Raw genomic sequence first — 26,580 nt, 5'->3', positions numbered from 1 at the left:
ATTACCCGAGTGGCGCGCTCAGCGAATCAGCGCCGGATTGAGGGAGAAAAACCACCCCCCGGACGCAGGGTCGCATGGAAATTGCATTCGATGTGGCGTTGCCGCATTGTGGCGATCCGCCGCGCTGCCGGCGGTGCGTGACGCACCATCCGTGGGAGAAACCTGTGACTGAGCGGCAGCAGCCCGGCCTGGCCGAGGCCATCGACGATCACCTCATCAAGACGGTCGGGGTTTCACCCGGCCGGGCGGGCCCCATCGACCTCATGCTGGCCACCGCGCAGGTGGCCCGCGAGCAGCTCTCGCGCCGCTGGGTGAACACCCGTGCCCGCGAGCGCGACAGCCGCGCACGGCGGGTGTACTACCTGTCGATGGAGTTCCTGATCGGCCGCACCCTGTCCAATGCCCTGGGCGCGCTCGACCTGCAGGGGCCGGCGGCCGAGGGTCTGGTGCAGCATGCCGCGCGGCTCGAGGAGGTGGCCAGCCATGAGCCCGATGCCGGGCTGGGCAATGGCGGCCTGGGCCGGCTGGCGGCGTGCTTCCTCGACTCGATGGCCACGCTGGGCCTGCCGTCCTTCGGCTACGGCATCCGCTACGAGTACGGCATGTTCGCCCAGGAGATCCAGAACGGCTGCCAGGTGGAATACCCCGACCCCTGGCTGGCCAGCGGCACGCCCTGGGAGTTCCCGCGCGCCGGGCTGAGCTACCCGGTGCGCTTTGGCGGCTGGGTCGAGCATCAGGGCGGCCGGCCGGTGTGGCGCGCGGCCGGCGAGGTCGCCGCCAAGGCCTACGACATGGTGGTGCCGGGCCACGGCACCGAGCATGTCAGCACGCTGCGGCTGTGGCGCGCCGTGGCGCCCGAGCACATCGACCTGCATGCCTTCAATACCGGCGACTATGCCCGCGCCGCCGGGGTCAAGAACGAGTACGAGAACATCTCCTGGGTGCTGTACCCCAATGACAGCACCCCGGCCGGCCGCGAGCTGCGGCTGCGCCAGGAGTACTTCTTCGTGGCCGCCTCGGTGCAGGACATCATCGCCCGCCACCTGGAGGAGCACGGCACGCTCGCCAACCTGCATCGCCATGTCGCCATCCACCTGAACGACACCCATCCCGCGGTGGCGGTGCCCGAACTGATGCGGCTGCTCTGCGACGAGCACGGCATGGACTGGGACGCGGCCTGGGCGATCGCCGGCGAGGTCTTCTCCTACACCAACCACACCCTGATGCCCGAGGCGCTGGAGACCTGGCCGGTATCCCTGGTGCAGCATGTGCTGCCGCGCCACCTCGAGATCATCTTCCGCATCAATCAGGCCTTCCTCGACATGGCCGCCCGCGTGCGGCCGGGCGATGTCGGCTTCCTGGCCCGGCTGTCACTGATCGACGAGACCGGCGAGCGCCGGGTGCGCATGGCCCACCTGTGCATCGTCGGCAGCCATCAGGTCAATGGCGTGTCGGCCCTGCACTCCGATCTGCTGGTGCGCACCATCTTCGCCGACTTCGCCGCGCTCTGGCCGCAGCGCTTCACCAATGTCACCAACGGCGTCACGCCGCGGCGCTGGCTGGCCCAGGCCAACCCTGGCCTGGGCGGGCTGCTCGACCGCGTCCTGAGCCCCGCCTGGCGGCTCGACCTCGATCGCCTCGCGCAGCTGCGCGAGCTGGCGGGTGACGCCGCCTTCCGCGAGGACTTCGCCGCGGTCAAGCGCGCCTGCAAGCTGCGTCTCGCGCAGCGGGTGGCCCGCGTGGCCGGCGTGGTGATCGACCCGGACAGCCTCTTCGATGTGCAGGTCAAGCGGATCCACGAGTACAAGCGCCAGCTGCTCAACCTGCTGCATGTGGTCCACCGCTACCAGGCCATCCTCGCCAACCCGGCGGCCGACTGGGTGCCGCGCACGGTGATCTTCGCCGGCAAGGCTGCGTCCTCGTACGCGATGGCCAAGAACATCATCCGCCTGATCCACGATGCGGCCTCGGTGATCAATGCCGATCCGCGGGTGGCCGGACGGCTGCGGGTAGCCTTCCTGCCCAACTATGGCGTGTCGCTGGCCGAGGTGATCATGCCCGGGGCCGAGCTCTCGCAGCAGATCAGCACCGCGGGCACCGAGGCCTCGGGCACCGGCAACATGAAGCTCGCGCTCAACGGCGCGCTCACCATCGGCACCGACGACGGCGCCAACATCGAGATCCGCGAACGGGTGGGCGACGAGAACATCTTCATCTTCGGTCTGCGCACGCCCGAGGTCCAGGCGCTGCGCGCCCAGGGCTACCAGCCGATGCGGCTCTACGAGGGCAATCCGGCGCTGCGCCAGGTGCTCGATGCGATCGCGGGCGGCGCCTTCTCACCCGAGGAGCCGGGCCGTCACCGCGGCGTGGTCGATTCCCTGCTCTGGGGGGGCGACCACTATCTGCTGCTGGCCGATTTCGCCGACTACCTCCAGGCGCAGGCCCGCGTCGACCAGCTCTACCGTCGGCCTGCCGACTGGACCGCACGAGCCATCGCCAATGTCGCCGGCATGGGCGCGTTCTCCTCGGACCGCAGCATCCGCGAATACGCCAGCCGCATCTGGCGGGTCGAGCCGCTGCGGTGAGCCCCGAAGACCTCGCTGCCCTCCTCGAGGCCCGGCATGCCGACCCCTTCGGCGTGCTCGGGCCGCATCCGGATGGCGCGGGGGCCTGGTGCCTGCGGGCCTTCCTTCCCGGCGCACAGGCGGTATGGGCCGTCGCTGCGGCGGGCGCGCCGGCGCTGGCCGATCTGCTCTGCGTGCATCCCGACGGCGTCTTCGAGGGCCGCCTGCCCGCGCTGCCGCCTGGCGGCTATCGGCTGCGGGTGAACTGGCCGGGCGCGCCCGCGGCGCTGATCGACGATCCCTACCGCTTCGGCCCGGTGCTCGGCGAGCTCGATGCCTGGCTGCTTGCCGAGGGCACGCATCTGCGGCCGGCCGAGGCGCTCGGCGCGGCGCCCTGCGAACACGGCGGCCGGCCGGGCACGCGCTTCGCGGTCTGGGCACCCAACGCCGCGCGGGTGAGCGTGGTCGGCGACTTCAACCACTGGGACGGCCGGCGCCACCCGATGCGGCTGCGTCGCGAGTGCGGCGTGTGGGAGATCTTCCTGCCCGATGTCGGCGAGGGCGCGCGCTACAAGTACGAGATCCGCGCCGCCGATGGCCGGGTGCTGCCGCACAAGGCCGACCCGGTCGCGCTGCGCGCCGAGCTGCGCCCGGCCACCGCCAGCGTGGTCTCGGTGCTGCCGCCGCGGCTGCCGCCCGACGAGGCGCGAGGCCGGGCCAATGCCCGCGGCGCGCCGATGAGCATCTACGAGGTGCATGTCGGCTCGTGGCGGCGGCCGGCCGACCAGCCCGCGGGCTTCCTGGACTGGGACGCGCTCGCCGACACGCTGGTGCCCTATGCCGCCGACCTGGGCTTCACCCACCTGGAGCTGCTGCCGGTCAACGAACATCCCTTCGACGGCTCCTGGGGCTATCAGCCCACCGGCCTGTTCGCGCCGAGCGCCCGCTTCGGCGATCCCGACGGCCTGCGCCGCTTCATCGCCCGCAGCCATGCCGCCGGCCTGGGCGTGCTGCTCGACTGGGTGCCCGGGCACTTTCCGGCCGATGCCCACGGCCTGGCCGAGTTCGACGGCACCCGGCTCTACGAGCATGCCGATCCGCGCGAGGGCGTGCACCGCGACTGGCACACCCTGATCTACAACTTTGGCCGCACCGAGGTGCGCAACTTCCTGATCGGCAACGCCCTGCACTGGCTCGAGCGCTTCGGCGCCGACGGCCTGCGGGTGGATGCGGTGGCCTCGATGCTCTATCGCGACTACAGCCGGCCGCCGGGCGAGTGGCTGCCCAATGCCCAGGGCGGCCGCGAGAACCTCGAGGCGATCGACTTCCTCAAGCGCCTGAATGCCGTGCTCGGCGCCGAGCGTCCGCAGGCGGTGACCATCGCCGAGGAGTCCACCGCCTTCCCGGGGGTCTCGCGGCCGGTGCATCTCGGTGGACTGGGCTTCCACTACAAGTGGAACATGGGCTGGATGAACGACACGCTGTCCTACATCGGGCGCAACCCCGTGCACCGCGTGCACCACCACCACCAGCTCACCTTCGGACTGATGTACGCGTTCAGCGAGAACTTCGTGCTGCCCATCTCGCATGACGAGGTGGTGCACGGCAAGGGCTCGCTGCTCGGCCGCATGCCGGGTGATCGCTGGCAGCGCCTGGCCAATCTTCGCGCCTACCTCGCCTTCCTGTTCGGCCACCCCGGCAAGAAGCTGCTGTTCATGGGCTGCGAGTTCGGCCAGGAGCGCGAGTGGAACCACGACGCCGAGCTCGACTGGGGCCTGCTTGCCGACCCGGCGCATGCCGGGGTGCAGCAGCTGGTTCGCGACCTGAACCGGTTGCACCGGACGCTGCCCGCGCTGCATGAGCTCGACTGCGAGCCGGCCGGCTTCGAGTGGATCGACCACACCGACGCGCAGGCCTCGGTGATCGCCTTCCTGCGCCGCGCCCGCGAGGGCCCGCCGGTGCTGGTGGTGTGCAACTTCACGCCGGTGGTGCGGCACGGCTACCGGCTCGGCGTGCCGGCGCCCGGTGTCTGGCGCGAGCGGCTGAACACCGATTCCCGCCACTACGGCGGCAGCGATGTCGGCGCTGCCTGGGGCGTACTCACCGCGCAGGCGCAGCCCGCGCATGGCCGGGCCTGGTCGCTGGCCATGGATCTGCCGCCGCTGGCCGTGGTGTTCCTGGAGCACGCGCCGTGAGCCTGCTGCCGGGCCGGCCCTGGCCGCTGGGCGCGCACTGGGACGGCGGCGGCGTGAACGTCGCGGTGTTCTCGGCCCACGCCCAGCGCATCGAGCTGTGCCTGTTCGACGACAGCGGCGAGCATGAGCTCAGCCGGCAGCGGTTGCCCGCGCACAGCCGCGATGTCTTTCACGGCTATCTGCCGGACGCGGGCCCGGGGCTGGTCTACGGCCTGCGTGCCCACGGCCCGCAGCGTCCTGATGACGGCCACTGCTTCGATCCCGACCAGCTGCTGCTCGACCCCTGGGCGCGCGAGCTGGTCGGGCAGCCCGATGGCCTGCGCGCACCGCGGGCCCGCGTGGTGGCCGACGAGGCCGAGCCCGGCGGCTATCTGAGGCCCTGGCACGACAGCGCCGATCTCCTGCTCTACGAGCTGCATGTCAAGGGCTTCACCCGCCTGCACCCCGAGGTGCCCGAGCCGCTGCGCGGCACCTTCGCCGGCCTGGCCCATCCGGCGGCGATCGCCCACCTGCAGCGCCTGGGGGTCACCGCCGTGAGCCTGCTGCCGGTGCAGCAGCACCTGAGCGAAGCCCGGCTCACCCGCCTGGGCCTGGTCAACTACTGGGGCTACAACACCCTGGGCTTCTTCTGCCCTGATCCGCGCCTGGCCGCCAGCGCCGCGCAGGGCGGGCGCGCGGTGCGCGACGAGTTCCGCGCGATGGTGCGCGCGCTGCACGGCGCCGGCATCGAGGTGATCCTCGATGTGGTCTTCAACCACACCGCGGAGGGCGACGAGACCGGTCCCACGCTGAGCTGGCGCGGGCTCGACAACCGCTCCTGGTACCGCGTGCCGCACGATCAGCCCGGCCGCTACATCAACGACACCGGCTGCGGCAACACGCTCGACCTGCGCCAGCCGCGGGTGCTGCAGTTCGTCATGGATTGCCTGCGCCACTGGGTGCGCGAGATGCAGGTCGATGGTTTCCGCTTCGACCTCGCCACCGTGCTCGCCCGTGGCGATCACGGCTTCGATGCGCAGGCGCCGTTCTTTCGCGCCATCGCTCAGGACCCGGTGCTCGCCGGTGTGCGCCTGATCGCCGAGCCCTGGGATGTCGGCCCGGGCGGCTACCAGCTCGGCGGCTTTCCGCATGGCTGGCTGGAGTGGAACGACCGCTTTCGCGACACCATGCGCCGCTGGTGGCTGCGCGGTCATGTGGCCCGAGGTGAGTTCGCGCAGCGGCTGTGCGCCTCGTCGGACCTGTTCCACCGCCGTCATCGGCTGCCCGCCGATTCCGTCAACTATGTGGTGTCACACGACGGCTTCACGCTGCGCGACCTCGTCACCTGGCAGCACCGGCGCAATCAGGCCAATGGCGAGGACAACCGCGACGGCCATGTCGACAACCTGGGCTGCAACTTCGGCCTCGAGGGCGAGCCGGCCCCGCCCGAGGTGACGGCGGTGCGCGATCGCGCCCGCCGTGCGCTGCTGGCCACGGTGCTGCTGTCACAGGGCACACCCATGCTGGCCGCCGGCGACGAGCTCGGCCATACCCAGGGCGGCAACAACAATCCCTACTGCCAGGACAACGCCACCACCTGGATCGACTGGTCGCAGGCCGACCAGACCCTCATCGCCTTCGTCGCCCGCGTGGCCGCGCTGCGTCGCGCGCATCTGCCGCTGGCCAACCACTGGTACACCGGCACGGCCGGCCATGGCGGCCGCGCCGATCTCGCCTGGCTCACCGCCGAGGGCGAGCCGCTGCACGGCGATGCCTGGCACCTGCCCGATGGCCGCTGCCTGGCGGCGCTGATCGGCGCGCCCGGCCGCTGCCCCGACGGCCATCAGGCCGCGCTGCTGCTGCTGGTCAACGGTGATGCCGAGCTCGCGCCATTCCGCCTGCCGGCTGGCCGCTGGCAGTGCCTGCTCGACAGCAGCCAGGCCGATGGCGCGCCAGCCGATGAGTCACCGGCGCGGGCGATGCTGACGGTGCCCGGTCATGCGCTGCTGCTGCTGCGGGAGCTGCCATGAGGCTGCCGCGCGCCAGCGGCGTGCTGCTGCACCCCACCTCGCTGCCCGGACCGCACGGCAGCGGCGATCTGGGGCCGGCCGCCTATCACTTCGTCGACTGGCTGGTGAGCGCCGGCCAGCGGCTGTGGCAGGTGCTGCCGCTGGGCTGCATCGGGCCGGGGCACTCGCCCTACATGAGCGCCTCGGCCTTTGCCGGCAACCCGCTGCTGATCGACCTGGAGGAGTTGCGCCGCCATGGCTGGCTCTCCGAGGACGCACTTGCGGCGCAGTCTGGATTTCGCGATGACCGGATCGACCACACCGTGGTCGGGCCCTGGCGCATGGCGCAGCTCGCCCGGGCCCATGCCGGATTCGAGGCTCGGGCCAGCGCCCATGATCGCGAGGCCTTCGCAGCCTGGCGCCGGCAGCAGGCCGACTGGCTGGATGACTTCGCCCTGTTCATGGCGCTGGTCGATGCCCGGCCGATGCTCGCCTGGGCCGACTGGCCCGCACCGCTCGTCCGGCGCGAGCCGTCGGCGCTGCGCGAGGCCGCCCGCGAGCATCACCATCGGGTGGCCTTCTGGGCCTTCACGCAATGGTGCTTCGACCGGCAGTGGGCGGCGCTGCGCGCCTACGCGGCGCAGCGCGGTGTGCGCCTGGTGGGCGACATGCCGATCTTCGTCGCCTGGCACAGCGCCGATGTCTGGGCCCACCAGTCCCTGTTCGATCTCGATGCGCGGGGCTGGCCACGGGTGGTGGCCGGTGTGCCGCCCGACTTCTTCAGCGAGACCGGTCAGCGCTGGGGCAACCCGCTCTATCGCTGGCCGGCGCATGCCGCCCAGGGCCATGCCTGGTGGATCGCCCGGGTGCGCCGCTGCTTCGCGCAGGCCGACATCGTGCGCATCGACCACTTCCGCGGCTTTGCCGCGCACTGGGAGATCCCGGCCGATGCGCCCACCGCGGTGGCCGGCCGCTGGATGCCGGGCCCGGGCGCGGCGCTCTTCGATGCGATCCGTGCAGCGCTCGGTCCGCTGCCGGTGATCGCCGAGGACCTGGGGGTGATCACCGACGACGTGGTAGCCCTGCGTCACCGATTCGCGCTCCCCGGCATGCGCATCCTGCAGTTCGCCTTCGGCGGCGACGCCGGCAACGCCTACCTGCCGCACAACCACGAACCCGACAGCGTGGTCTACACCGGCACCCACGACAACGACACCACCCTGGGCTGGTGGGCTGGCGCGGCCGAGCCGGTTCGCCGACATGTCCGCCGGTACCTCGGGCGAGCCGCCGACGATGCCGCCGGCGATGTCCATGTGCACCTGGAGCTGATCCGGCTGGCGCTGGCCAGCGTGGCCGACACCGCCATCGTGCCGATGCAGGATGTGCTCGGCCTGGGCGTCGGGCATCGCATGAACACCCCGGGCGAGGCGCAGGGCTGCTGGGCATGGCGCTTCAGCTGGGCTCAGGTCCATGAAGGCCATGCCGGGCGGCTGCGCGAGATGGTGTCGCTCTACGGGCGTGGCTGAGCCAGCCTGTGCGGAAAGTCACGACGCGATGAGGGATTTGCCCGCATCCTCGGTGGGTCTGGACATTCCTGACCAGACGACTTCCTGGGCAAACCCGTCGAAAGGCGGGGACGCAAAGCCACCGGCCTGACCCGCAGATGCGGCATGGCAGCGGGGCTGCCGGTGGCGAGCCGCGCGATCCTCCCTCTCGGGCGGGCCGCAGCGCCCACTGCGAATGCGTGGCCCGGGTCCTCATCGGAGCGACCAGGCCATGCCCACCGTGAACATCCCGCCCCTGTCCTCACCGTGGCCGCACCGTGCCCGCCGGGCTGCGCTCGCGTTCGCCGCGGTGCTCGCCGCCTGCGGCGGCGGCGGGGGCGGCAGCCCGTCCACCGGCGGCACCAGCGTCGTTCCCGATCCGGATCAGACACCGGCGGCGATCGCCACCGCCGACACCACGCTGCTGGTCAGCGGGGCCGACCTGCCCGAGGCCGTGGCGCTGGAGTCCGCCATCCCGCTCTTTCATGCCGCGCCGACCCTGCTCGAGCCGCCGGATGACAGCGATGTCGAGAATGCCGAGGCCTCGGCCACGAGGCCGCCCAACACCTATCGGCTGCCGGCACTGAAGAGCGCTGCCGACACCGCCCGGCTCACCGTGCAGGACATCGAGGAACTGCGCAAGGGCGCCGACAGCGGGCCCGCGGTGGCCACCAAGGATGTCACGCCGATGGCGGGCGGCGGTGTGATCGCCACCTACACCCCGGCGCAGATCCGCGCGGCATACGGCATGCCGGCCCTGCCTGCGTCGCTGGCCACGATGAGCGCCACCCAGGCTGCACAGCTGGGCGCAGGCCAGACCATCTACATCGTCAACGCGTACCACAACCCGAATGTGGCCGCCGAGCTGGCTGCCTTCAACCAGAAGTTCGGGCTGCCTGCCTGTACCACGCGCGCGATCGCGGTCAACGCCAGTCTGCCCCTGCCCGGCCCCTCGGCCAGAGCCTGTGATCTGTCGGTGGTCTACAGCACCCCGGCCGGGGCGATGACCACCGTGGCGCCGGCCTACGACGCCGGCTGGGCCACCGAGATCGCGCTGGATGTGCAGTGGGCGCATGCCACCGCGCCGCTGGCGCGCATCGTGGTGATCGAGGCACCGAACGCCTCGGTGAGCAGCCTGGTCGGCGCGATCCGGCTGGCCAACGCCATGGGCCCCGGCGTGGTCTCGATGAGCTTCGGTGCGATCGAGGGCAGCTGGACCGCCTCGGTCGATTCGGTGTTCACCGCGCCGCGCATGACCTACCTGGCGGCCACCGGCGACTCCGGGGCCGCCGTGGCGTGGCCCTCGGTGTCGCCCAATGTGGTGGCGGTGGGCGGCACTTCGCTCACCGCGGTGGGCGTGGGCAGCCGCACCGAGTCCGCCTGGTCGGGCGCGGGCGGCGGCATCAGCGCGTACACCGCGGTGCCGAGCTACCAGAGCGCGCCGGTGCCGGGACTGAATGTGGCCACGCGCCGCGTGGTCGCCGATGTGGCCTTCAATGCCGACCCGGCCACCGGTCAGTACCTGGCGGTGATCAAGCCCGGCAGCACCACCGTCAACTGGATGAGCTCTGGCGGCACCAGCATCGCGGCGCCGCAGTGGGCTGGGCTGATGGCCATCGCCAATGCGGTGCGGGCGCAGGCCGGCAGGCTGCCCATCGGCTCGCCGCACAGTGTGCTCTACGGGCAGATCGGTGCCGTGCCGGGTGCGTATGCCAGCGCCTTTGCCGACATCACTGCCGGCAGCAACGGAACCTGCGCACCCTGCATCGCCAAGGCCGGCTACGATGTGCCCACCGGCCTGGGCACGCCCAGAGCCACCGGGCTGCTCAGCGCTCTGGCCGGCTCCTCCTTGCCGCCACAGGCGCCGGTGGTCACCCCGGCGGGCATCAGCGGCACCGCCGGCACCGCCCTGTCGTTCACCGTCTCGGTCTCGGCGGCCAACCCGGTCAGCTACACCCTCTCGGGCGCACCCTCGGGCATGAGCATCAGTGCGGCGGGCGTGGTCACCTGGGCCACGCCGGTGGCGGGCAGCTATCCGGTGACGGTCACGGCCCGCGATACCGTCACCCAGCTCACCGGTCAGGGTCTGTACACCGTGACTGTCGCCGCGGCGGTGCCGCCCACCGTGAACCCGGCCAGCATCAACGGCCGACCGGGCGTGCCCCTGAGCTTCGCGGCCAGCGTGACCGGCAGCAATCCGGTCACCTACACGCTGAGCGGGGCGCCTGGCGGCATGAGCATCAGCGCCGCGGGCGTGGTGAGCTGGGCCTCGCCGATGCTGGGCACCTACACCGTGACCGTCACCGCCCGTGACACCAGAACCAACCTGAGCGGCCAGGGCGTCTACACGGTGAAGATCGTGCAGGCCGGCCCGGTGATCACCGCCGCGCCGATCAGCGGTGTGTCAGGGCGTACGCTCACCGGCACGATCACCATCACCGACGCCACGGCCACGGCGATCTATGTCTCGATCGGCGGCGTGCCGCTGGGCATGCGATTCTCGGTCAATGGCAGCAGCATCCTGGTGAACTGGCCCAATCCGGTGGTCGGCAGCTACCGGCTCACCGTGACCGCCGTTGACTCGGCCGGTCTGCGCGCGCAGGCCACGGTGCCGGTGACGGTGAGCGCGAAGTAGCGCCGCGCCGCGTTGCGCACGGCGGATGCGATCATCGGTGCTCCGTTCCCGGAGCCGACCATGATCCCTTCCGACACTCGTGGGCCCCGTCGGGCCTTCCTGGCGCTGTGCGCTGGCGCGCTGGCCGCGCCCGCCGCGCTGCGTGCGCAGGCGTGGCCGGAGCGTGCGGTGAAACTGGTGGTGCCGTTTGCGCCGGGGGGCGCCAACGACCTGCTGGCCCGTGCGGTCGCCGAGGGCGCGGCGCGGGTGCTGCGTCAGCCGGTGATCATCGAGAACCGGCCGGGCGCGGGCGGCAATGTCGGCGCGGCCGCGGTGGCGCGCAGCACTCCCGATGGCTACACCTTCCTGGTGAGCGCGGCCGGGGTGATCACCAACCCGCTCATCCGGCGCAGCAATCCCTATCGCGACACCGATCTGGTGCCGGTGGCGATGATCGGCTTTGCGCCCTCGGTGCTGGTGGTTGCGCGGGGCGCGCCCTGGCGCAGCCTCGCCGAACTGGTCGAGGCAAGCCGCCAGGGCCCCGGCCTGCCGTTTGCCACCGCCGGGACCGGCAGCACCCCGCACTTTGTCGCCGAGATGCTCAACACCCATCACGGTGCCCGGCTGATGCCGGTGCCCTTCAAGAGCGGGGCCGAAGGCGCCAATGCGGTGATCGGCGGCCATGTGGCCGCCACCTCGGAGGCAAGCATCGTGGCCCTGCCGCATCTGAAGGAGGGCGGCAAGTTCCGCGCCCTGGCCACCACCTGGTCCCGGCGAATGGCGGTGGCGCCCGAACTGCCGACCGCGATCGAGCAGGGCTTTTCGCAGCTGCGCATCGCCCACTGGGCCGGTGTGCACGCCCCGGCCGGCGTGCCCGCGCCCATCCTCGACCGGATGGCCGCCGCGATCGACGCCGCCATGACCAGCCGCGAGGTCACCGATCGGCTGTTGCCCCTGGGCATCGAGCCGGTGGGTGGCACGCGCGCGACCTTTGCGGAGTTCGTGAGCGGCGAGCGCGCACGGTTGGCGGCGGTCATCCGCGCCGCGGGGATGAGCGAGGACTGAGCAGGCGCGCCCGCGGTCCTGGCGCCCCGACCGCCCGGTGTGGTGGCTCAGTGCAGCCGCAGCGGCAGCGCCAGCAGCGAGCGATCCACCAGGGTGGGGCTCCAGCGATGGGGCTGGTCGTCGGCGAAGCGCAGGCGCGCAAAGCGCTCCAGCAGCCCACCGAAGGCGGCGCGGGCCTCGGCGCGGGCGAGCGCCGAGCCCAGGCAGAAGTGGATGCCCGCGCCGAACGCGAGATGCGGATTGGGGTCGCGCGCGATGTCCAGCCGCTCGGGTGCCTCGAACACCGCCGGATCCTGGTTGGCCCCCAGGATGCTCAGCCAGAGATGCTGGCCTGCCGCGACCGTGTGGCCGCCGATCTGCATCGGCGCGGCAGGCACCCGGATGAAGGTCTTGGACGGACCGTCGTGGCGAAGGAGCTCCTCGACCGCGGCTGGCAGGCGTGCGGCATCGGTGCGCAAGGCGGCCAGCGAATCAGGGTGCCGCAGCAGCGCGCGCGTGCCCGAGGCGAGCAGCGCCGAGGTGGTGTCATGGCCGGCGAACAGCAGCATGGAGCAGGCGCCCAGGATCTCGGCCTGGGTCCACTGCTCGGCCTGCGACACGCCAAGCAGGTGGCTGAGCACGCTGTCATCGGGCTCGGCGCGCTTGCGCGCCAGGCAGGCGCTGAAGCGGGCGTGGAAGCGGTCGCCGGCGCTGGCCACCGCATCGAGATAGCTCGCGTCACGCGAGGAGGCACCGTAGATCAGCCGGCCGAAATCGCGCGCCCATTGGCGAAGGAACTCGCGCTCCGACAGCGGGACGCCGAGCAGGTCACAGATCACCATCGCGGTGAGCGGCTGGGCGAAGTCGGCCACCAGGTCACAGGGGTCGGGCAGTTCGTCGAGCAGGGTGTCCACATGGCGCTCGATGCGCGGCACCAGGCGTTCGACCATGGCCGGCGTGAAGGCGCGGCGCACCGGATCGCGCAGTCGGGTGTGTTCGGGTGGGTCGCGAAACAGCATCCAGCCATCGAGCAGGCTCATGGCGTGATGCAGCAGACCGGCATGCTGCGCGCCCAGGCGCTGGCGAAAGCTGCCGATGCCCTGCGCGGTGGACAGGCTGCGGTCGAGCAGCAGGCGCCCGACATCGGCGTGCGCGGTGAGGATCCAGACCTTGTGGCGCGGGCTCCAGAACACCGGGTCGTGCTCGCGCAGCCGGCGCAGGAAGCCGTGGGGGTCGGTCACCGCCTCGGGGCTGAGCAGGTTGTCGGGCGGCTGCATGGCGCGCGCCGTGCGCTCAGGGCACCAGCGTGAGGAACAGGAAGGCCGCGAAGATCACCAGGTGGATCGCGCCCTGCAGCATGTTGGTACGGCCGGTGGCCAGCGTGATGGAGCCCACCACGAAGGTGAGCGTGAGCAGCGCGATGTCCTTGTTCTCGATGCCCAGGGTGAGCGGCAGGCCCAGCCACACCGAGGCCGCGGCCACCACCGGCACGGTGAGCCCGATGCTGGCCATGGCCGAGCCGATGGCGAGGTTCAGGCTGGTCTGCAGGCGGTCGGCCCGCGCGGCCCGCAGCGCGGCCCAGGTCTCGGGCAGCAGCACGATCATCGCGATGAGGATGCCGACCACCGCCTGCGGCGCCTCCCAGCGGGCCACCATCCGCTCGAGCGTGGGCGAGAGCAGCTTGGCCAGGCCCACCACGGCGACCAGCGCCAGCAGCAGCAGGCCGGCACTGGCCCAGGTGGCGCCCAGGGTGGGCGGCGGCGCATGCACGGATTCGTCGTCGGGGCTGGTGGTGGGCAGGAAGTAGTCGCGGTGGCGCACGGTCTGGATGAACACGAAGATCGCCCACAGCGCCAGTGACGACAGGGCGACGAAGACCAGCTGGGAATTGGTGTAGGTGGCCCCGGGAGAGCTGGTGGTGAAGGTGGGGATGATCAGCACCAGCGCCGAGAGCGCCGCCAGCGCGGCCAGGCCCGAGCCGGTGCCCTCGATGCGGAAGCTCTGTTCGCGATGGCGGATGCCGCCTACCAGGATGCACACCCCCACGACCCCGTTGCAGATGATCATCACCGCCGAGTAGACCGTGTCGCGCGGCACGGCGGCGCTGTTGGCGCCGCCGGCGAGCATGATCGAGAGCACCAGCGCCGCTTCGATCACCGTGACCGCCAGCGCGAGCACCAGGGTGCCCAGCGGCTCGCCCACCCGGTGGGCGATGACCTCGGCATGGTGGACCGAGGCGAGCACCGCGCCGAGCAGGGCGGGCACGCAGGCGAGCAGCACCCAGCCGTTGCCGGGCAGCAGCACGCCGCCGGCCAGCACGCCGAGGCCGGCCAGAGGGAGAAGGATGAAGGCGATCATGCCGGCATTATGCGTCGGCAGCCAGGCCGTCACCGGCGAGGATCACCTCGGCCGCGCTGGCCAGGTCGTCTTCGAGGGCGCGGCGCGCGGCCCGCGCGTCGCGCTGCTCGAGCGCGCATACCAGGCGCTCATGGTGGATGGCCGAGGGCGCCTCGGCGATGCGCCGCGAGCCGCTGCGCAGGTCGAGGTTGATCACCGGCCCCACCTGCAGCCACAGCGCCTCGATGAGTTCGAGCAGCACCCGGTTGCCGCAGCCCGCGTAGATGGTGAAGTGCAGCGCCTTGTTCATGCGGATGAGCTCGGGGATATCGGGCCTTCGGCGCCGGATCTCGGCGCCGAAGGCGTTGCTCAGCCGCCGCGCCTCGGCGAGCGCCGCCGCGTCCATGCGCCGCGCCGCCTGCGCCACGGCGCTGCCCTCGAGCAGGGTGCGGGTGGCGAGCATCTCCTGGAAGCGGCTGCGGCTCATCTGCGGCACACGCACCGCGCGGTTGGGCAGGATCTCGAGCGCCCGCTCGGCCGCCAGCCGGCGGATGGCTTCGCGCACCGGCATGTGGCTGGTGCCCAGCGCCCGGGCGACCGCATCGAGCGTGAGCCGCTCGCCGGGACTGAACTGCCCGGCGATCAGGCGCTCGCGCAGATGCCGGTACACGCCCTGGGACATCGATTCATGGGCGAGCGGGCGGGCCGGGTCTGACAGGCTGGTCATGTCGGAACGAAGCGGTGTGCGCGATGCGTCGAAAGCGGCCGGCGATGATGGTGCGCTTGGCTTGACGCGTTTTTCCCATGATGCCATTCTTGATCAAAGATCAAAAGAACACGCCGTCACCGAGCGTGTCCCGCACACCGCCCACCCCAGGAGACCCCGAATGAAACCCCAGCAACCCGCCAGTTCCGGGCAGGCCTCGTCCACCCGCCGCCAGATCATCACCACCGGTGCGGCCGCCGGCGCCGCCGCCGCCATCGGCGGCTTCCCGGCGATCATCCACGCCCAGTCGGACAAGATCCGCATCGGCCACCTCACGCCCCAGACCGGCTTCCTGGGCACGGTGGGCGAGTACGCCGTGCTCGGCGTGAAGATGGCGGTCGAGGAACTCAACAAGGCGGGCGGCCTGCTCGGACGCGAGATCGAGCTGCTCTCCGAAGACTCGGTCAATCCGGCCACCGCCTCCAGCAAGGCGCAGCGCCAGCTCGAGCGCGACGGCGCCATCCTGCTCTTCGGCGAGATCTCCTCGGCCTCGTGCATGGCCATCTCGCAGGTGGCGGCCCGCAACCGCAAGATCTTCGTCAACACCGGCGGCAACTCCGACGAGATCCGCGGCAAGAGCTGCAACCGCTACATGTTCCATGTCGAGGCGGCCAACACCATGTACGTGAACGCGGTGGCCACCGCGCTCATGCGCAACAACATGGTCTCGGGCAAGCGCTGGTTCAGCCTCACCGCCGACTACGCCTTCGGTCATGACCTGCTGCGCGTGGGCAAGCGCTTCCTCACCGCCAACAAGGGCGATCTCGTCGAGAATGTGCTGGTGGCCACCGATGCCACCGACTTCAGCCCCTTCCTGCTCAAGATCCGTCAGGCGCGGCCCGATGTCGTGGTGTCCAACCTCGCCGGCCTGCAGGTGGCCAACTTCATCAAGCAGTACGCCGAGTTCGGTCTGCAGTACCCGCTGGTGGGCTTCGACATGGCGCCGGCCATGGCCTGGGCCGCCGGTGTCGACAGCTTCGCCGGCACCTGGCCGGTGCGCTGGCATCCCGATGTCAACAGCCCCTCGGCGCGGGCCTTCGTGCAGGCGTTCACTGCCCGTCACGGCAAGCCCCCCGAGGACCAGGCCGCGGCCGAGTACTTCACGCTCAAGCTGCTGGTGCAGTCGATGAACGAGATCAAGTCCACCGACGCCGAGAAGCTGATTGCCCACCTCGAGAAGGAGCCCCAGTTCGACATCCTGAAGGGCCGCAAGGGCTACTTCCGGGCCTGGGACCACCAGCTCATGCAGGAGATGTACACCATGACGCCCAAGCCCAAGGGCCGGGCGACCAACAAGTGGGACTTCATGCAGCTCAGCGCCCCGCTGCCGGGCGACAGCAACAAGCTCGAGAGCCTCGCCCCCACCCGCGAGGAAAACGACTGCAAGATGGCCTGAGCGGGCCGGCCCGGGCCTGAGCGTCCGGGCGCCTGATTCCGCAGCAGCCGGCGCCGCGTGCGCCGGCTGCGTCTCGTCCGCGCCGGCGGACGCCTTCGCGTGCAAGCCATGGCTGCCATCTTTCTGCTGGAGCAGGTGATCAACGGGCTGCTGGTTGGCGGGTACTACCTGCTGATCGCGCTCGGCCTGTCGATGATCTTCAGCCTGGGCGGCGTCGTGAATCTCGCCCACGGCGCCTTCTATGCGCTGGGCGCGTATTTCGCGGTCGAGATCGCCAAGCTCGCCGGATTCGGCGGCGCGCTGATCGCCTCGCCGGTGCTGGTCGGCCTCCTGGGCATCCTGTTCGAGCGCTACCTGCTGCGGCGCTTCTACACCGCCGATCCCATTGTCGGGCTGCTGCTCACCTTCGGCCTGTCGATGGTGGTCGAGCAGCTCATCCGCATGATCTGGGGGGCCGCGCCGCTGGCCGCCTCGATGCCGCCGGCGCTGCGCGGCAACATCGTCGTGGGCGAGTTCCTCTACTCCCGCTACCGGCTGATCATCCTGGGCGTGGTGGTGGCCGTGCTCGCCGCCATCTGGCTGCTGCTCAACCGCACCGCCTTCGGTCTGGTGGTGCGCGCCGGCGTTCAGAAGCCCGACATGGTGGCGGCCCTGGGCATCCGGCTGCAGCCCTACATGACCGGCATCGTGGTGATCGGCGTCGGACTGGCCGCGCTCGCCGGGGTGCTGTTCTCGCCCATCGCCGGCGTGCACCCGGCGATGGGCTCCGAGATCATGACCGCGGCCTTCGTGGTGGTGGTGATCGGCGGACTGGGCAGCTTCTGGGGCGTGGTGCTCGCCGCCGTGCTGGTGGGGGTGGTGCGCGGCATCACCATCCACTTCTTCCCGCCGGCCGGCGAGGCCTCCATGTACGTGCTGATGATCCTCGTGCTGCTCTTCCGCCCGCGCGGGCTGCTGGGCGAGCGCATCGAGCGCTTCGATTGAGACCGCGATGAACGCATCATCCTCCCATCGGCCGCTGCTGCAGGCGGCGGCGGCGCTGCTGATCGCGCCCTTCCTGCTGCAGGCCATCGGCCTGACCCTCACCTCGTCCACCGACCTGGTCATCTACGCGATGGCCGCCATGGGCCTGAACCTGCTGGTCGGCTTCACCGGGCTCACCTCCTTCGGTCACGGCGCGTGGTTCGGCATCGGCGCCTATGCGGCCGCGCTGGCCCAGCTGAACTGGTTCAAGGGCAGCTTCGTGGTGCCGCTGCTGTTCGCGGTGGGTTTCGTCGCGCTGCTGGCCACGGCCTTCGGCTTTCTCATCCTGCGCCGGCGCGGGGTCTACTTCTCGCTGCTCACGCTCGCGCTGTCGGCGCTCACCTTCACGGTGTCGTTCCGCTGGACCGCGCTCACCGGCGGCGAGTCGGGTCTGGGGGGCATCGTGCGGCCCGCCATCGGCCCGGTGAACCTCGACGATTCGGTGGTGTTCCTGGTGCTGGTCAGTGCGATCGGCCTGACGGTGGTGTTCCTGCTCAACCGGCTGCTGCGCTCGCCGGTGGGTCACGCGCTGGTGGCCATCCGAGAGAACGAGCAGCGGGCCACCTTCCAGGGCTACGACACCAACCGCTACAAGCTGCTCGCCTTCGTGGTCTCGGCCACGCTCACCGGCATGGCCGGCGCGCTGCTCGCCTTCCACCACCGCTTCACCTCGGCGGAGGTCACCTCGGTGGTGTTCTCGGGCGAACTGCTCGCCATGGTGGTGATCGGCGGCATGCGCAGCCTGCTCGGGCCGGCGATCGGGGCGCTCTTCTATGTGCTGTTCCGCGAGTACCTCTCGATCTTCACGTCCAACTGGCTGCTCTACTTCGGGCTGCTGTTCGTCGGTTTCATCCTGTTCTCGCCCTCGGGTCTGATCGGCGCCTGGGCGCAGCTGCGCCGTCGCTGGCGTCCCGAGGCCATCGAAGATGCCGCGATGAGCGGCCGGCGCATCATCGAGGGTCTGCCGCTGCCGGCCTTCCTGCGCCGCGAGCAGGTCGCGGCCGGCACGCCGGTGCTCGAAGTGGCGGGCGTGGCCCGGCAGTTCGGTGGCATCCGTGCGGTGGTCGAAGCCAGCCTCACCCTGCGCGCCGGCGAGATCCACGCCCTGATCGGCCCCAATGGCGCCGGCAAGACCACGGCCTTCAACCTGGTCTCGGGCCTGTTCGCGCCCGACAAGGGCAGCATCAGCCTGCATGGCCAGGCCATCCAGGGGCGCTCTCCGGATGCCATCTGCCGCATGGGTCTGGCGCGCTCCTTCCAGATCACCAACCTCTTCAAGGGCCTGAGCATCGAGGAGAACCTGCGCCTGTCGGTGCAGGCGCAGCACCCGGGCCGCTTCAACGGCTGGCGCGATGTCGACTCCTTCACCGAGGTCAACGAGCAGACCCGCCAGCTGCTCGAGTTCCTGGGGCTGCTGGGCATCGAGAAGGCCGAGGCCGGCTCGCTCTCCTACGGCGGGCAGCGGCTGGTCGATCTGGGCATCGCGCTGGGCAGCCATCCCCGCGTGTTGCTCATGGACGAGCCGCTCGCCGGTCTGGCCGCCGCCGAGCGCGAACGGGTGTCGCGGCTGATCACCACCGTGGCCCAGGGCGTGCCGGTCCTGATCGTCGAGCACGACATCGACCGGGTGCTCGGCTTCTCGCAGCAGGTCACGGTCATGAACCAGGGCGAGGTGCTGATGGCCGGCACCCCGGAGCAGGCGCGCGCTGACCGCCGGGTGCAGGAGGTGTACACCGGCACCGGCACGCCGCCGGTCACGGGCCGGGTGGCCAATGCCTCCACCGAAGGCGAGATGCTGCTCAGCTTCGAAGGGGTGGATGCCTTCTACGGCAAGAGCCACATCCTGAACCGCGCCACGCTCGATGTGCGTCGTGGCGAGATCGTCGCCCTGCTCGGGCGCAACGGCGCCGGCAAGTCCACCCTGCTGAAGACCCTGATCGGCCTGGTCAAGCCGGCCAGCGGCAGCGTCCGTCTGGACGGCGCCGAGATCGCGGGTCTGTCGGCCCCCGAGATCGCGCGGCTGGGCATCGGGTATGTGCCGCAGGGCCGAGGGCTTTTTGCCGGCATGTCGGTGCGCGACAACCTTGCCCTGGGCCGGCTGCGTCGGCGCGATGCGCAGGTGGGCGGCGTGGTCTGGGACGAGCCGAAGATCCTCGAGTATTTTCCGCGGTTGCGCGAACGGCTGGACACGCCGGCCGACTATCTTTCGGGCGGCGAGCAGCAGATGGTGGCGGTGGCCCGGGCACTGTCGGGCAATGTGAAGCTGCTGCTGCTCGACGAACCCTTCGAGGGCCTGGCCCCGGCGGTGGTGCAGGACCTGTTCACGGTCTTCGACCGGTTGCGCAGCGAGGTCTCGATCATCATCGTCGAGCACAACCTCGATCTGGTTCTGGCGCTGGCCGACCGGGTGTTCGCGCTGGAGCGGGGCGCGGTCTTCCACCAGGGGCCGGCCGAACCGCTGCTCACCGATCTCGAGCACCGCAAGCGCATCCTCTGGCTCTGAGCGCCGCCGGCGCGGCGCCGCGCTCTGAGCCTGACACCCGGCTCGGGGCTCGGCGCTCCGGTGGGCGTCGCCCGCGAGCCTCTCAGCCGCCGCGCGGGCCGCGGGGCGCGCGGGCGAGCAGGGCCTGCTCGATCGCCTGGCGCAGCAGATCGATGCGGTCGCCGCCCCAGAACATCTCGTCCTGGAAGATCAGCGTGGGCACCCCGAACACGCCGCGGGCTTCGGCGTCGGCGATCAGCGCCTGATGCTCGCGCGCGCCTTCGCCGGTGGCGTAGCGCTCGAAGGCGTCGGGGTCGCCGCCGAGCGCGCGCAGGTGCTCGCGCATGGCGCCCATGTCATCGATATCGAGGTCGTGGCGCCAGAAGCGTTCGAAGGTGCTGTCGTGATAGGCCGGGAAGAAGCCCTCGCGCTGCGCGAAGAGCATGCCCAGGCTGGCGAGCTCGCCGTGGTAGATGCGCCGCGGGCCCTTGAGGATGAGACCCTGGCGATTGGCGAGCCGGCGGGCGTCCATGTAGGCGTAGCGCACCCGTCGCCAGTTGTGGGCCGAGCGGTCTTCCACCGAGCCGAGGTACTCGGCGATGCGCAGCGTGTAGGGCCGCCAGACGATGTCGACCGGATGGCTCAGTGCCAGCGCCCTGGTGGGCGCGCTGGCCACGAAGGCGTAAGGGCTCTTGTAGTCGGTGTAGGCCAGCACCTGCAGGCGTGGCGGTGCGGCGGCGGGCTCGGCGCTCATGGCGGCCTCCGGGGCGAGAAGGTGGCGGGCAAGCATGCCACGGCCCATCGCGCGGCGCGTTCCGAACCGATCGTGCCACCCACGCCGCCGCGGGCGCGCGCACCGACAATCGCATGAACCCGCATCCCCGGACCCTGGAGCCCGCCTTGTCGCCCAAGACCCTGATCGCCCCCGCCGAGTTCATCCACACCGGCTACACCCTCGACGGCCACATCCTCACCGTCACCCTGAACCGGCCCCAGCGGCGCAACGCGCTCAACTGGCGGGCCTACGACGAGCTGGAGTCGTCCTTCCGACACGCGCATGCCGACCCGCAGGTGCGGGTGGTGATCGTCACCGGCGCCGACCCGGCCTTCTGCTCGGGTGACGATGTGGCCGAGATCATGGCCGCACCCTCGGGCGGCATCGCCGATCGCGGCGCGGGCATCGTCCACAACCCGCCCACTCCGGCGGCGATCGCCGCGCTGGAGTGCGGCAAGCCGGTGATCGCCGCGGTCAATGGCGCGGCGATCGGCTGGGGCACCGAGCTCGCGCTGTTCGCCGACTTCCGCATCGCGTCGGTGCAGGCGAAGTTCTCCGAGATGTTCGTGCGTCGCGGCCTGTCCTGCGATGTGGGGGGCTTCTACCGGCTGCCGGCGCTGGTCGGCCCCGAGAAGGCGGCCGAGCTGCTGTTCACCGGCGACATCATCGATGCGGCCGAGGCCCAGCGCATCGGCCTGGTGGGCAGCGTGGTGCCGCATGCCGAGCTGATGGCCGCGGCCGGTGCCCTGGCCACGCGCATCGCTGCCAGCCCGCCGCTGGCGGTGCAGGCGCTCAAGCGCGGCCTGCAGAAGACCACCTTCGGTGATCCGCGCGAGATCGGCGGCTGGGCCATCGATACCATCCGGCGGCTGGCCCGCACCGAGGACCACAAGGAAGGCGTGGCCAGCTTCCTCGAGAAGCGGGCGCCGGTCTTCAAGGGCCGCTGAGGCCGCGCGCGCCGCAGGCGCGAGCCTGCGCGTCCGGGGCCTGCGCCGCCCGCGGGCTGGAGCAGGCTCAATGCGCGGCGCTGCGCGCCCGTTCGCGGCGCGCCGGCTGCGCGCCGGCTCAATCGGCGGCCATCGCGGCCGCGGGACAGTGGCTCACCGACCCGAGCGGTCAGCCACTCCCGCGGATGCCGCCGATGAATGCCCCGCAGCCTGTTCCCTCGCTCCTGCTGTCGGCCGCCGAGCGCGGCGGCCCCGACCTGTCGATCATCGTCCCCACCTTCAACGAGCGCGACAATATCGCCGAGCTCGTCAGCCGGGTGGCCGCCTGCCTGCCGGGGGTGGCCTGGGAACTGGTGTTCGTCGATGACGACTCGCCCGATGGCACCGCCGAACTCGCCCGGCAGATCGGGCGGGCCGATCCGCGGGTGCGCTGCATCCAGCGCATCGGCCGCCGCGGCCTGGCCTCGGCCTGCATCGAAGGCATGCTGGCCAGCAGTGCGCCGGTGCTGGCAGTGATGGATGCCGACCTGCAGCACGACGAGCGCATCCTGCCGCGCATGCTGCTCACCCTGCGCCAGGGCGGGCTGGATGTGGTGGTGGGCAGCCGGCATGTGCCCGGCGGCGGGCTCGGTGACTTCGCGCCGCACCGTGTGCTGATCAGTCGGATCGCCACCCGGCTGAGCCAGCTGGTGGTGCCGGCCACGCTGAAGGACCCGATGAGCGGCTTCTTCATGATCACCCGCGAGGCATTCATGGGCTGCGTGCGCGGCCTCTCGGGCATGGGCTTCAAGATCCTGGTCGACCTGTTCGCCTCGAGCCCGCGGCCGCTGCGCTTTGCCGAGGTGCCCTACACCTTTCGCGACCGCCTCGCGGGGCAGAGCAAGCTCGACGGTCAGGTGGCCTGGGACTACGGCATGCTGCTGCTCGACAAGCTGATCGGCCACCTGGTGCCGGTGCGCTTCATCGCCTTCTGCCTGATCGGCGGGCTGGGCGTGGGCGTGCATCTGACGGTGCTGGGGGCGCTGCACCGCGGCGCGGGGGTGGACTTCCTGTCGGCGCAGCTCGCGGCCACGGTGGTTGCGATGGTGTTCAACTTCAGCATCAACAACCTGGTGACCTATCGCGACCGGCGTCTGGCCGGTCTGCGCTGGCTGGGCGGGCTGGCCTCCTTCGGGCTGGCCTGCTCGGTGGGCGCGGTGGCCAACCTGGGGCTGGCCTCCTTCCTGTTCGATCGCCAGCAGGGTTGGCTGCTGGCCGCGGTGGCCGGCATTCTGGTGGGCGCGGTGTGGAACTACGCGGTCACCTCGGTCTACACCTGGGGCCGGCCGCGGCGCGCGGCGCTGGCCCGCGCCGGCTGAGCGCGGGCCGCGGCGTGGCGGTTTCCCGGGCGCTCAGGCCGCGGCCAGCTGCGGCATGCGGCCGGGATTGCGCTGCGCGAGCAGGGGCCGCACCCAGCGCGCGAAGCGCGCCGCCTCCTCGTCGTGCAGATAGCCCGACAGGCAGAAGGAGTGGCAGCCGATGTCTATGAACTGCTGCAGGGTGTCGGCGCACTGCTGCGGATTGCCCACCACCACGATGCCCGCGCCCGGGCGCACCCGGGTGATGCCGGTCCAGAGGTGGGGTGCGATCAGCTCGCCGTGCTCCTGGGCGAGCTGCTGCACCCGCCGGTTGGCGGCCGAACTGCCGTAGTAGCGGCGGATGAAGTCGGTCTGCGACTCGGTGACGCCCTCGAGCAGGGCATGTGCCGCGGCCCAGGCCTCGTCCTCGGTCTCGCGGCAGCAGATCTGCAGCCGCATGCCGAAGCCGATCTCGTGGGCGCGGCCGTGGCGCGCCGCCATCTCGCGGATGGTGACCATGTTGGCGGCGATGGTCTCGACGGTGTCGCCCCAGAAGAGGTGCACATCGGAGTGCCTCGCCGACACCTCCCAGGCCTCGAGCGAGCCGCCACCCAGATAGAAGCGCGGCGGGCGGGTGGGCCGCGGTGCGATGCGCGCGCCCTGCAGTTGCGTGAACCGGCCCTCGAAGTGGAAGGGCGAGCCATCGCTCCAGAGCCGCTTCATGATGACCACATCCTCGTCCATGTGCGCGTAGCGGTCCTCCTTGGCGAGGGTGATGCCGTCCTGCAGGGCCTCGGTGTCGCTCTGGCCGGCGATCAGGTTGACCGCCACCCGACCACCGCCGGAGAGCTGCTCCATCGCGCCCACCATGCGGGCGAGCAGCACCGGGTTCACATAGCCCGGGCGCGCCGCCACCAGCATGCGGATGCGCTCGGTGCGCGCCAGCACCATCGCCGAACTGATGTAGGCGTCCCAGCAGGTGGAGGACACCGGCACCAGCAGGTATTCGAAGCCGGCATCCTCGGCGGCCCGGGCGATGCGCTCGAAGGCCTCCATCGAGGGCGGCAGGTGGCCGTCCTTGCGGCCATAGCTGATGGTGTCGCCCGAGGTGGGCAGGAACCAGCCGAATTCCAGGGTGCGCATCGGATCTCCGGGTGTCGTCGGACTCGGGCCGACATGATGCGCCCCTGTGCCGCACTTGCCGAGGCGGATCAGGCCGAAATCCGCGCGGAGCCGTTTCGTGCGTGGTTCAGTCGGTGAGGAAGAGGCGCCCCGGTGGTCCCATCAGCGGCAGTTCGCGCACCGGCACGCCGTACAGGCCCGAGAGCCGGTGCGCATCGAGCACCGTGGCCGCCTCGCCCTGCTCGCACACCCGGCCGGCCTGCAGCAGCCAGGCTTCGTCAGCGTGGCGCAGCGCGAGGTTCGGGTCATGCGTGCTGAACAGCACGGCCATGCCGGCATCGGCAAGCCGCCGCACCTCGCGCATCACCCGGCCCTGATTGCCGAAGTCCAGGCTGGCGGTGGGCTCGTCGAGCATCACCAGTCGGGCCTGCTGGGCCAGCGCCCGCGCGATCAGCGAGAGCTGGCGCTCGCCGCCGCTCAGGCGCGAGAGCGGTCGGTCGGCGAGCGCCGCGATGCCCAGGCGCTCGAGCGCGGCCGCCACCACGGCGCGATCGTGGGCGCTGGGGGCCGCGAGCAGACCGCCGTGGGCGCTGCGCCCCATCAGCACCAGTTCGCGCACCGGCCAGTCGAAGCCACCGGCCTGCTGCTGCGGCACCCAGGCCATCCGGCGTGCGCGTTCACGCTCGTCCAGCCCGGCCAGGGGCCGGCCCTCGATGAGGATCTCGCCGGCCACCGGGGCGATCAGGCCGAGGAGGGTGCGCATCAGGGTGGTCTTGCCGGCACCATTGGGGCCGAGCAGGGCGCAGACCCGTCCGGCCGAGAGCCGCACCGAGCAGGGCGCGCCCAGTGCGGCGCCGGCATGGCCGATCACCAGATGGCTGGCGCTGAGCATGTCCGTCCGATCCCGGGCCTCAGGGCGCCGAGCGCCCGGCGCGCCGGATCAGCCACAGGAAGCAGGGGGTGCCGATCAGCGCGGTGAGCACGCCCAGCGGCAGCTCGGTCGGCCCGAGGCCGCGGGCCAGGGTATCGACCAGCAGCAGCAGGCCGCCGCCGAGGAACATTGACAGCGGCAGGCTGCGCGCGAAGGAGGGCCCGGCCAGCCCCCGCGCGAGGTGCGGCACCACCAGTCCGATCCAGCCGACGATGCCGGCCACCGCCACGCTGGCGGCGGTGGCCAGGGTGGCGGCCGCCACCACCATCAGCCGCAGCCGCGCCACCGGGACGCCCAGCGCCGCAGCTTCATCGGCAGGCAGGGAGAGGGCATCCAGCCGCCAGCGCAGCGCGATCAGCAGCGCCCCGGCGGGCAGCAGGGTGAGCAGCAGTGCCGGCAGGTCGGCGGAGCCGATGCCGGCCAGACTGCCCAGCAGCCAGAAGGTCATGGCCGGGAGCTGATCGCGTGGATCGGCCAGGATCTTGAGCAGGCCGATGGCCGCGCCCAGAAGGGCGCCCACCACCAGGCCGACCAGCAGCAGTCCGAGCAGCGGATCGGCCTGCCTGGCGGCGCCGGCAAGCCGGTAGACCAGCGTGACCGCGGCCAGCGCGCCCGCGAAGGCGGCAAGCTGCAGGCCGGCGTCGGTGATGCCCAGCAGAATGGCCAGCATCGCGCCGAGCGCCGCCCCGGACGAGGCGCCGAGGATGTCGGGCGAGACCAGCGGGTTGCGGAACAGCGCCTGGAAGGCGCAGCCCGCGGCCGACAGGGCTGCGCCCACCAGCAGCGCGGCCAGGATCCTTGGGCCGCGGATGCCGAGCACCACCGTGCGGGTGGTGTCGTCCAGGCCGGCGGGAGCGCCGCCCAGCGCGGCCCACATCGCCCGCACCAGGTCGGCGGGCGCCACCGGATAGCGGCCCACGGCCAGTGCCGCCAGCACCCCGGCCAGGATCAGCCCGCCGGCGAGCAGCAGCGCCGGCGCCCGCGAGCGGGGCAGGGGCGCGGGCTGGCGCGGCCCGGCGGGTGAGGCCATCCCGGTCTTCAGCCCAGCGCCCGCACCGCCCGGATGCTGCCGGCCAGCGCCTGCTGGTAAAGGTGGACATCGATGCCGCAGGCGAAGAGCCGGAAGCCGTGGGCGTGCAACCGGGCCGCCCAGGCGGCGTCACCGGCCATGGTGCCGGCGATCTTGCCGTGGCGCCGTGCCGCGGCGCCGATGTCGGCCAGGGCCTGCTCGAAGCGGGGGTCGGTGAATGCCGCCGGAATGCCCATGAAGTTGGTGAGATCGAAGTGCCCGAGGAAGAGCACATCCACCCCCGGCACCGCGGCGATCGCGTCGACCTCGGCCAGACCCTCCACGGTCTCGATCATGGCCACCACCAGGGTGCGGGCCTCGGCGGCGGCCATCTTCTCCAAGGGGCTGCCGGCGCGGTAGCCGTCATGGGCCATGCCGAAGGCCGCGCCGCGTCGGCCGCGCGGCGGGTAGCGGGTGAAGGACACCAGTTCGGCCGCCTGCGCGGC

At 71.5% G+C, this 26,580-nt stretch carries 19 protein-coding genes and 1 riboswitch; of the genes, 11 read left to right on the top strand and 8 right to left on the bottom strand.

Annotated features, from left to right (window positions below; genetic code table 11):
• The first annotated feature begins 164 nt into the window (after window positions 1–164).
• The 6 genes from AC2H6A_RS01220 (at window position 165) to AC2H6A_RS01195 (ending at window position 11,970) form a co-directional block, all read left to right on the top strand.
• Window positions 165–2,585 carry a glycogen/starch/alpha-glucan phosphorylase gene (locus tag AC2H6A_RS01220; RefSeq protein WP_484271304.1) on the top strand — a complete coding sequence of 807 codons (2,421 nt, stop codon included), beginning with the start codon at window positions 165–167 and terminating at the stop codon, window positions 2,583–2,585.
• On the top strand, window positions 2,582–4,759 hold the full coding sequence (gene glgB, locus AC2H6A_RS01215) for a 1,4-alpha-glucan branching protein GlgB (protein ID WP_484271303.1): 2,178 nt from the start codon (window positions 2,582–2,584) through the stop codon (window positions 4,757–4,759). The genes AC2H6A_RS01220 and glgB overlap by 4 nt, the downstream gene beginning before the upstream one ends.
• Window positions 4,756–6,768, top strand: coding sequence for a glycogen debranching protein GlgX (gene glgX / locus AC2H6A_RS01210; protein WP_484271302.1), 2,013 nt, complete (start codon window positions 4,756–4,758; stop codon window positions 6,766–6,768). Before glgB ends, glgX begins: the two co-directional genes overlap by 4 nt.
• Complete coding sequence (gene malQ, locus AC2H6A_RS01205) at window positions 6,765–8,273, top strand: 4-alpha-glucanotransferase (RefSeq protein WP_484271301.1); 1,509 nt, start codon at window positions 6,765–6,767, stop codon at window positions 8,271–8,273. Before glgX ends, malQ begins: the two co-directional genes overlap by 4 nt.
• 77 nt (window positions 8,274–8,350) lie before the next feature.
• A riboswitch (cyclic di-GMP riboswitch) is annotated at window positions 8,351–8,437 on the top strand.
• Window positions 8,438–8,523: 86 nt separating this feature from the next.
• The gene (locus AC2H6A_RS01200) at window positions 8,524–10,926 is read left to right on the top strand and encodes a S53 family peptidase (protein ID WP_484271300.1); all 2,403 of its coding nucleotides are present in this window, start codon (window positions 8,524–8,526) and stop codon (window positions 10,924–10,926) included.
• Window positions 10,927–10,986: 60 nt separating this feature from the next.
• Complete coding sequence (locus tag AC2H6A_RS01195; protein WP_484271299.1) at window positions 10,987–11,970, top strand: tripartite tricarboxylate transporter substrate binding protein; 984 nt, start codon at window positions 10,987–10,989, stop codon at window positions 11,968–11,970.
• A 47-nt stretch (window positions 11,971–12,017) separates the two neighbouring features.
• Here the strand turns inward: AC2H6A_RS01195 and AC2H6A_RS01190 are convergent, their stop codons facing one another.
• Genes AC2H6A_RS01190 through AC2H6A_RS01180 form a run of 3 tightly spaced genes read right to left on the bottom strand, consistent with a single transcriptional unit; the run spans window position 12,018 to window position 15,013 of the window.
• Entirely contained in the window at window positions 12,018–13,226 is a 1,209-nt protein-coding gene (locus tag AC2H6A_RS01190) for a cytochrome P450 (protein WP_484271298.1), read from the bottom strand.
• 16 nt (window positions 13,227–13,242) lie between these two features.
• Window positions 13,243–14,307 (bottom strand): calcium:cation antiporter, encoded by a 1,065-nt coding sequence (locus tag AC2H6A_RS01185; protein ID WP_484271297.1) that lies wholly within the window; start codon window positions 14,305–14,307, stop codon window positions 13,243–13,245.
• 7 nt (window positions 14,308–14,314) lie between these two features.
• Window positions 14,315–15,013, bottom strand: a complete 699-nt coding sequence (locus AC2H6A_RS01180; protein WP_484271296.1) for a GntR family transcriptional regulator — start codon at window positions 15,011–15,013, stop codon at window positions 14,315–14,317.
• 160 nt (window positions 15,014–15,173) lie between these two features.
• On the opposite strand from AC2H6A_RS01180, the gene AC2H6A_RS01175 reads away from it, so the two are divergent.
• The 3 genes from AC2H6A_RS01175 to AC2H6A_RS01165 all read left to right on the top strand — a co-directional run bounded on the left by AC2H6A_RS01175 (window position 15,174) and on the right by AC2H6A_RS01165 (window position 19,974).
• A complete protein-coding gene (locus tag AC2H6A_RS01175) occupies window positions 15,174–16,448 on the top strand; it encodes an ABC transporter substrate-binding protein (RefSeq protein WP_484271295.1) in 1,275 nt (424 codons plus the stop codon).
• Window positions 16,449–16,556: 108 nt separating this feature from the next.
• Window positions 16,557–17,432 (top strand): branched-chain amino acid ABC transporter permease, encoded by an 876-nt coding sequence (locus AC2H6A_RS01170; protein ID WP_484271294.1) that lies wholly within the window; start codon window positions 16,557–16,559, stop codon window positions 17,430–17,432.
• Between the two features lie 7 nt (window positions 17,433–17,439).
• On the top strand, window positions 17,440–19,974 hold the full coding sequence (locus tag AC2H6A_RS01165; RefSeq protein WP_484271293.1) for a branched-chain amino acid ABC transporter ATP-binding protein/permease: 2,535 nt from the start codon (window positions 17,440–17,442) through the stop codon (window positions 19,972–19,974).
• Between the two features lie 82 nt (window positions 19,975–20,056).
• On the opposite strand, the gene AC2H6A_RS01160 is transcribed toward AC2H6A_RS01165, so the two are convergent.
• A complete protein-coding gene (locus tag AC2H6A_RS01160; RefSeq protein ID WP_484271292.1) occupies window positions 20,057–20,707 on the bottom strand; it encodes a DsbA family protein in 651 nt (216 codons plus the stop codon).
• Between the two features lie 113 nt (window positions 20,708–20,820).
• Between AC2H6A_RS01160 and AC2H6A_RS01155 the strand changes: the two genes are divergently transcribed.
• Together AC2H6A_RS01155 and AC2H6A_RS01150 are read left to right on the top strand one after the other, a co-directional pair.
• The gene (locus tag AC2H6A_RS01155) at window positions 20,821–21,675 is read left to right on the top strand and encodes an enoyl-CoA hydratase/isomerase family protein (protein WP_484271291.1); all 855 of its coding nucleotides are present in this window, start codon (window positions 20,821–20,823) and stop codon (window positions 21,673–21,675) included.
• 194 nt (window positions 21,676–21,869) lie between these two features.
• Window positions 21,870–23,033, top strand: coding sequence for a glycosyltransferase (locus AC2H6A_RS01150; protein WP_484271290.1), 1,164 nt, complete (start codon window positions 21,870–21,872; stop codon window positions 23,031–23,033).
• A gap of 33 nt (window positions 23,034–23,066) precedes the next feature.
• Here the strand turns inward: AC2H6A_RS01150 and AC2H6A_RS01145 are convergent, their stop codons facing one another.
• The 4 genes from AC2H6A_RS01145 to AC2H6A_RS01130 all read right to left on the bottom strand — a co-directional run.
• Complete coding sequence (locus AC2H6A_RS01145; RefSeq protein WP_484271289.1) at window positions 23,067–24,155, bottom strand: LLM class flavin-dependent oxidoreductase; 1,089 nt, start codon at window positions 24,153–24,155, stop codon at window positions 23,067–23,069.
• A gap of 106 nt (window positions 24,156–24,261) precedes the next feature.
• Window positions 24,262–25,026, bottom strand: a complete 765-nt coding sequence (locus tag AC2H6A_RS01140; RefSeq protein ID WP_484271288.1) for an ABC transporter ATP-binding protein — start codon at window positions 25,024–25,026, stop codon at window positions 24,262–24,264.
• A 19-nt stretch (window positions 25,027–25,045) separates the two neighbouring features.
• Complete coding sequence (locus AC2H6A_RS01135) at window positions 25,046–26,095, bottom strand: FecCD family ABC transporter permease (RefSeq protein WP_484271287.1); 1,050 nt, start codon at window positions 26,093–26,095, stop codon at window positions 25,046–25,048.
• Window positions 26,096–26,103: 8 nt separating this feature from the next.
• Window positions 26,104–26,580, bottom strand: a 477-nt coding sequence (locus tag AC2H6A_RS01130) for an aldolase/citrate lyase family protein (RefSeq protein ID WP_484271286.1), incomplete at its 5' end; no start/stop codon positions are given.

The sequence above is a fragment of the Quisquiliibacterium sp. genome (genome assembly GCF_982640115.1).
The sequence above is the reverse complement of the archived record's forward strand: the minus strand, read 5'-3'. Positions and strand labels throughout refer to the sequence as shown.

Coding starts and splice junctions, on each gene's coding strand:
- malQ (WP_484271301.1), top strand. CDS start 6,765: ATGAGGCTGCCGCGCGCCAGCGGCGTGCTGCTGCACCCCACCTCGCTG.
- AC2H6A_RS01200 (WP_484271300.1), top strand. CDS start 8,524: ATGCCCACCGTGAACATCCCGCCCCTGTCCTCACCGTGGCCGCACCGT.
- AC2H6A_RS01195 (WP_484271299.1), top strand. CDS start 10,987: ATGATCCCTTCCGACACTCGTGGGCCCCGTCGGGCCTTCCTGGCGCTG.
- AC2H6A_RS01190 (WP_484271298.1), bottom strand. CDS start 13,226: ATGCAGCCGCCCGACAACCTGCTCAGCCCCGAGGCGGTGACCGACCCC.
- AC2H6A_RS01185 (WP_484271297.1), bottom strand. CDS start 14,307: ATGATCGCCTTCATCCTTCTCCCTCTGGCCGGCCTCGGCGTGCTGGCC.
- AC2H6A_RS01180 (WP_484271296.1), bottom strand. CDS start 15,013: ATGACCAGCCTGTCAGACCCGGCCCGCCCGCTCGCCCATGAATCGATG.
- AC2H6A_RS01175 (WP_484271295.1), top strand. CDS start 15,174: ATGAAACCCCAGCAACCCGCCAGTTCCGGGCAGGCCTCGTCCACCCGC.
- AC2H6A_RS01170 (WP_484271294.1), top strand. CDS start 16,557: ATGGCTGCCATCTTTCTGCTGGAGCAGGTGATCAACGGGCTGCTGGTT.
- AC2H6A_RS01165 (WP_484271293.1), top strand. CDS start 17,440: ATGAACGCATCATCCTCCCATCGGCCGCTGCTGCAGGCGGCGGCGGCG.
- AC2H6A_RS01160 (WP_484271292.1), bottom strand. CDS start 20,707: ATGAGCGCCGAGCCCGCCGCCGCACCGCCACGCCTGCAGGTGCTGGCC.
- AC2H6A_RS01155 (WP_484271291.1), top strand. CDS start 20,821: ATGAACCCGCATCCCCGGACCCTGGAGCCCGCCTTGTCGCCCAAGACC.
- AC2H6A_RS01150 (WP_484271290.1), top strand. CDS start 21,870: ATGAATGCCCCGCAGCCTGTTCCCTCGCTCCTGCTGTCGGCCGCCGAG.
- AC2H6A_RS01145 (WP_484271289.1), bottom strand. CDS start 24,155: ATGCGCACCCTGGAATTCGGCTGGTTCCTGCCCACCTCGGGCGACACC.
- AC2H6A_RS01140 (WP_484271288.1), bottom strand. CDS start 25,026: ATGCTCAGCGCCAGCCATCTGGTGATCGGCCATGCCGGCGCCGCACTG.
- AC2H6A_RS01135 (WP_484271287.1), bottom strand. CDS start 26,095: ATGGCCTCACCCGCCGGGCCGCGCCAGCCCGCGCCCCTGCCCCGCTCG.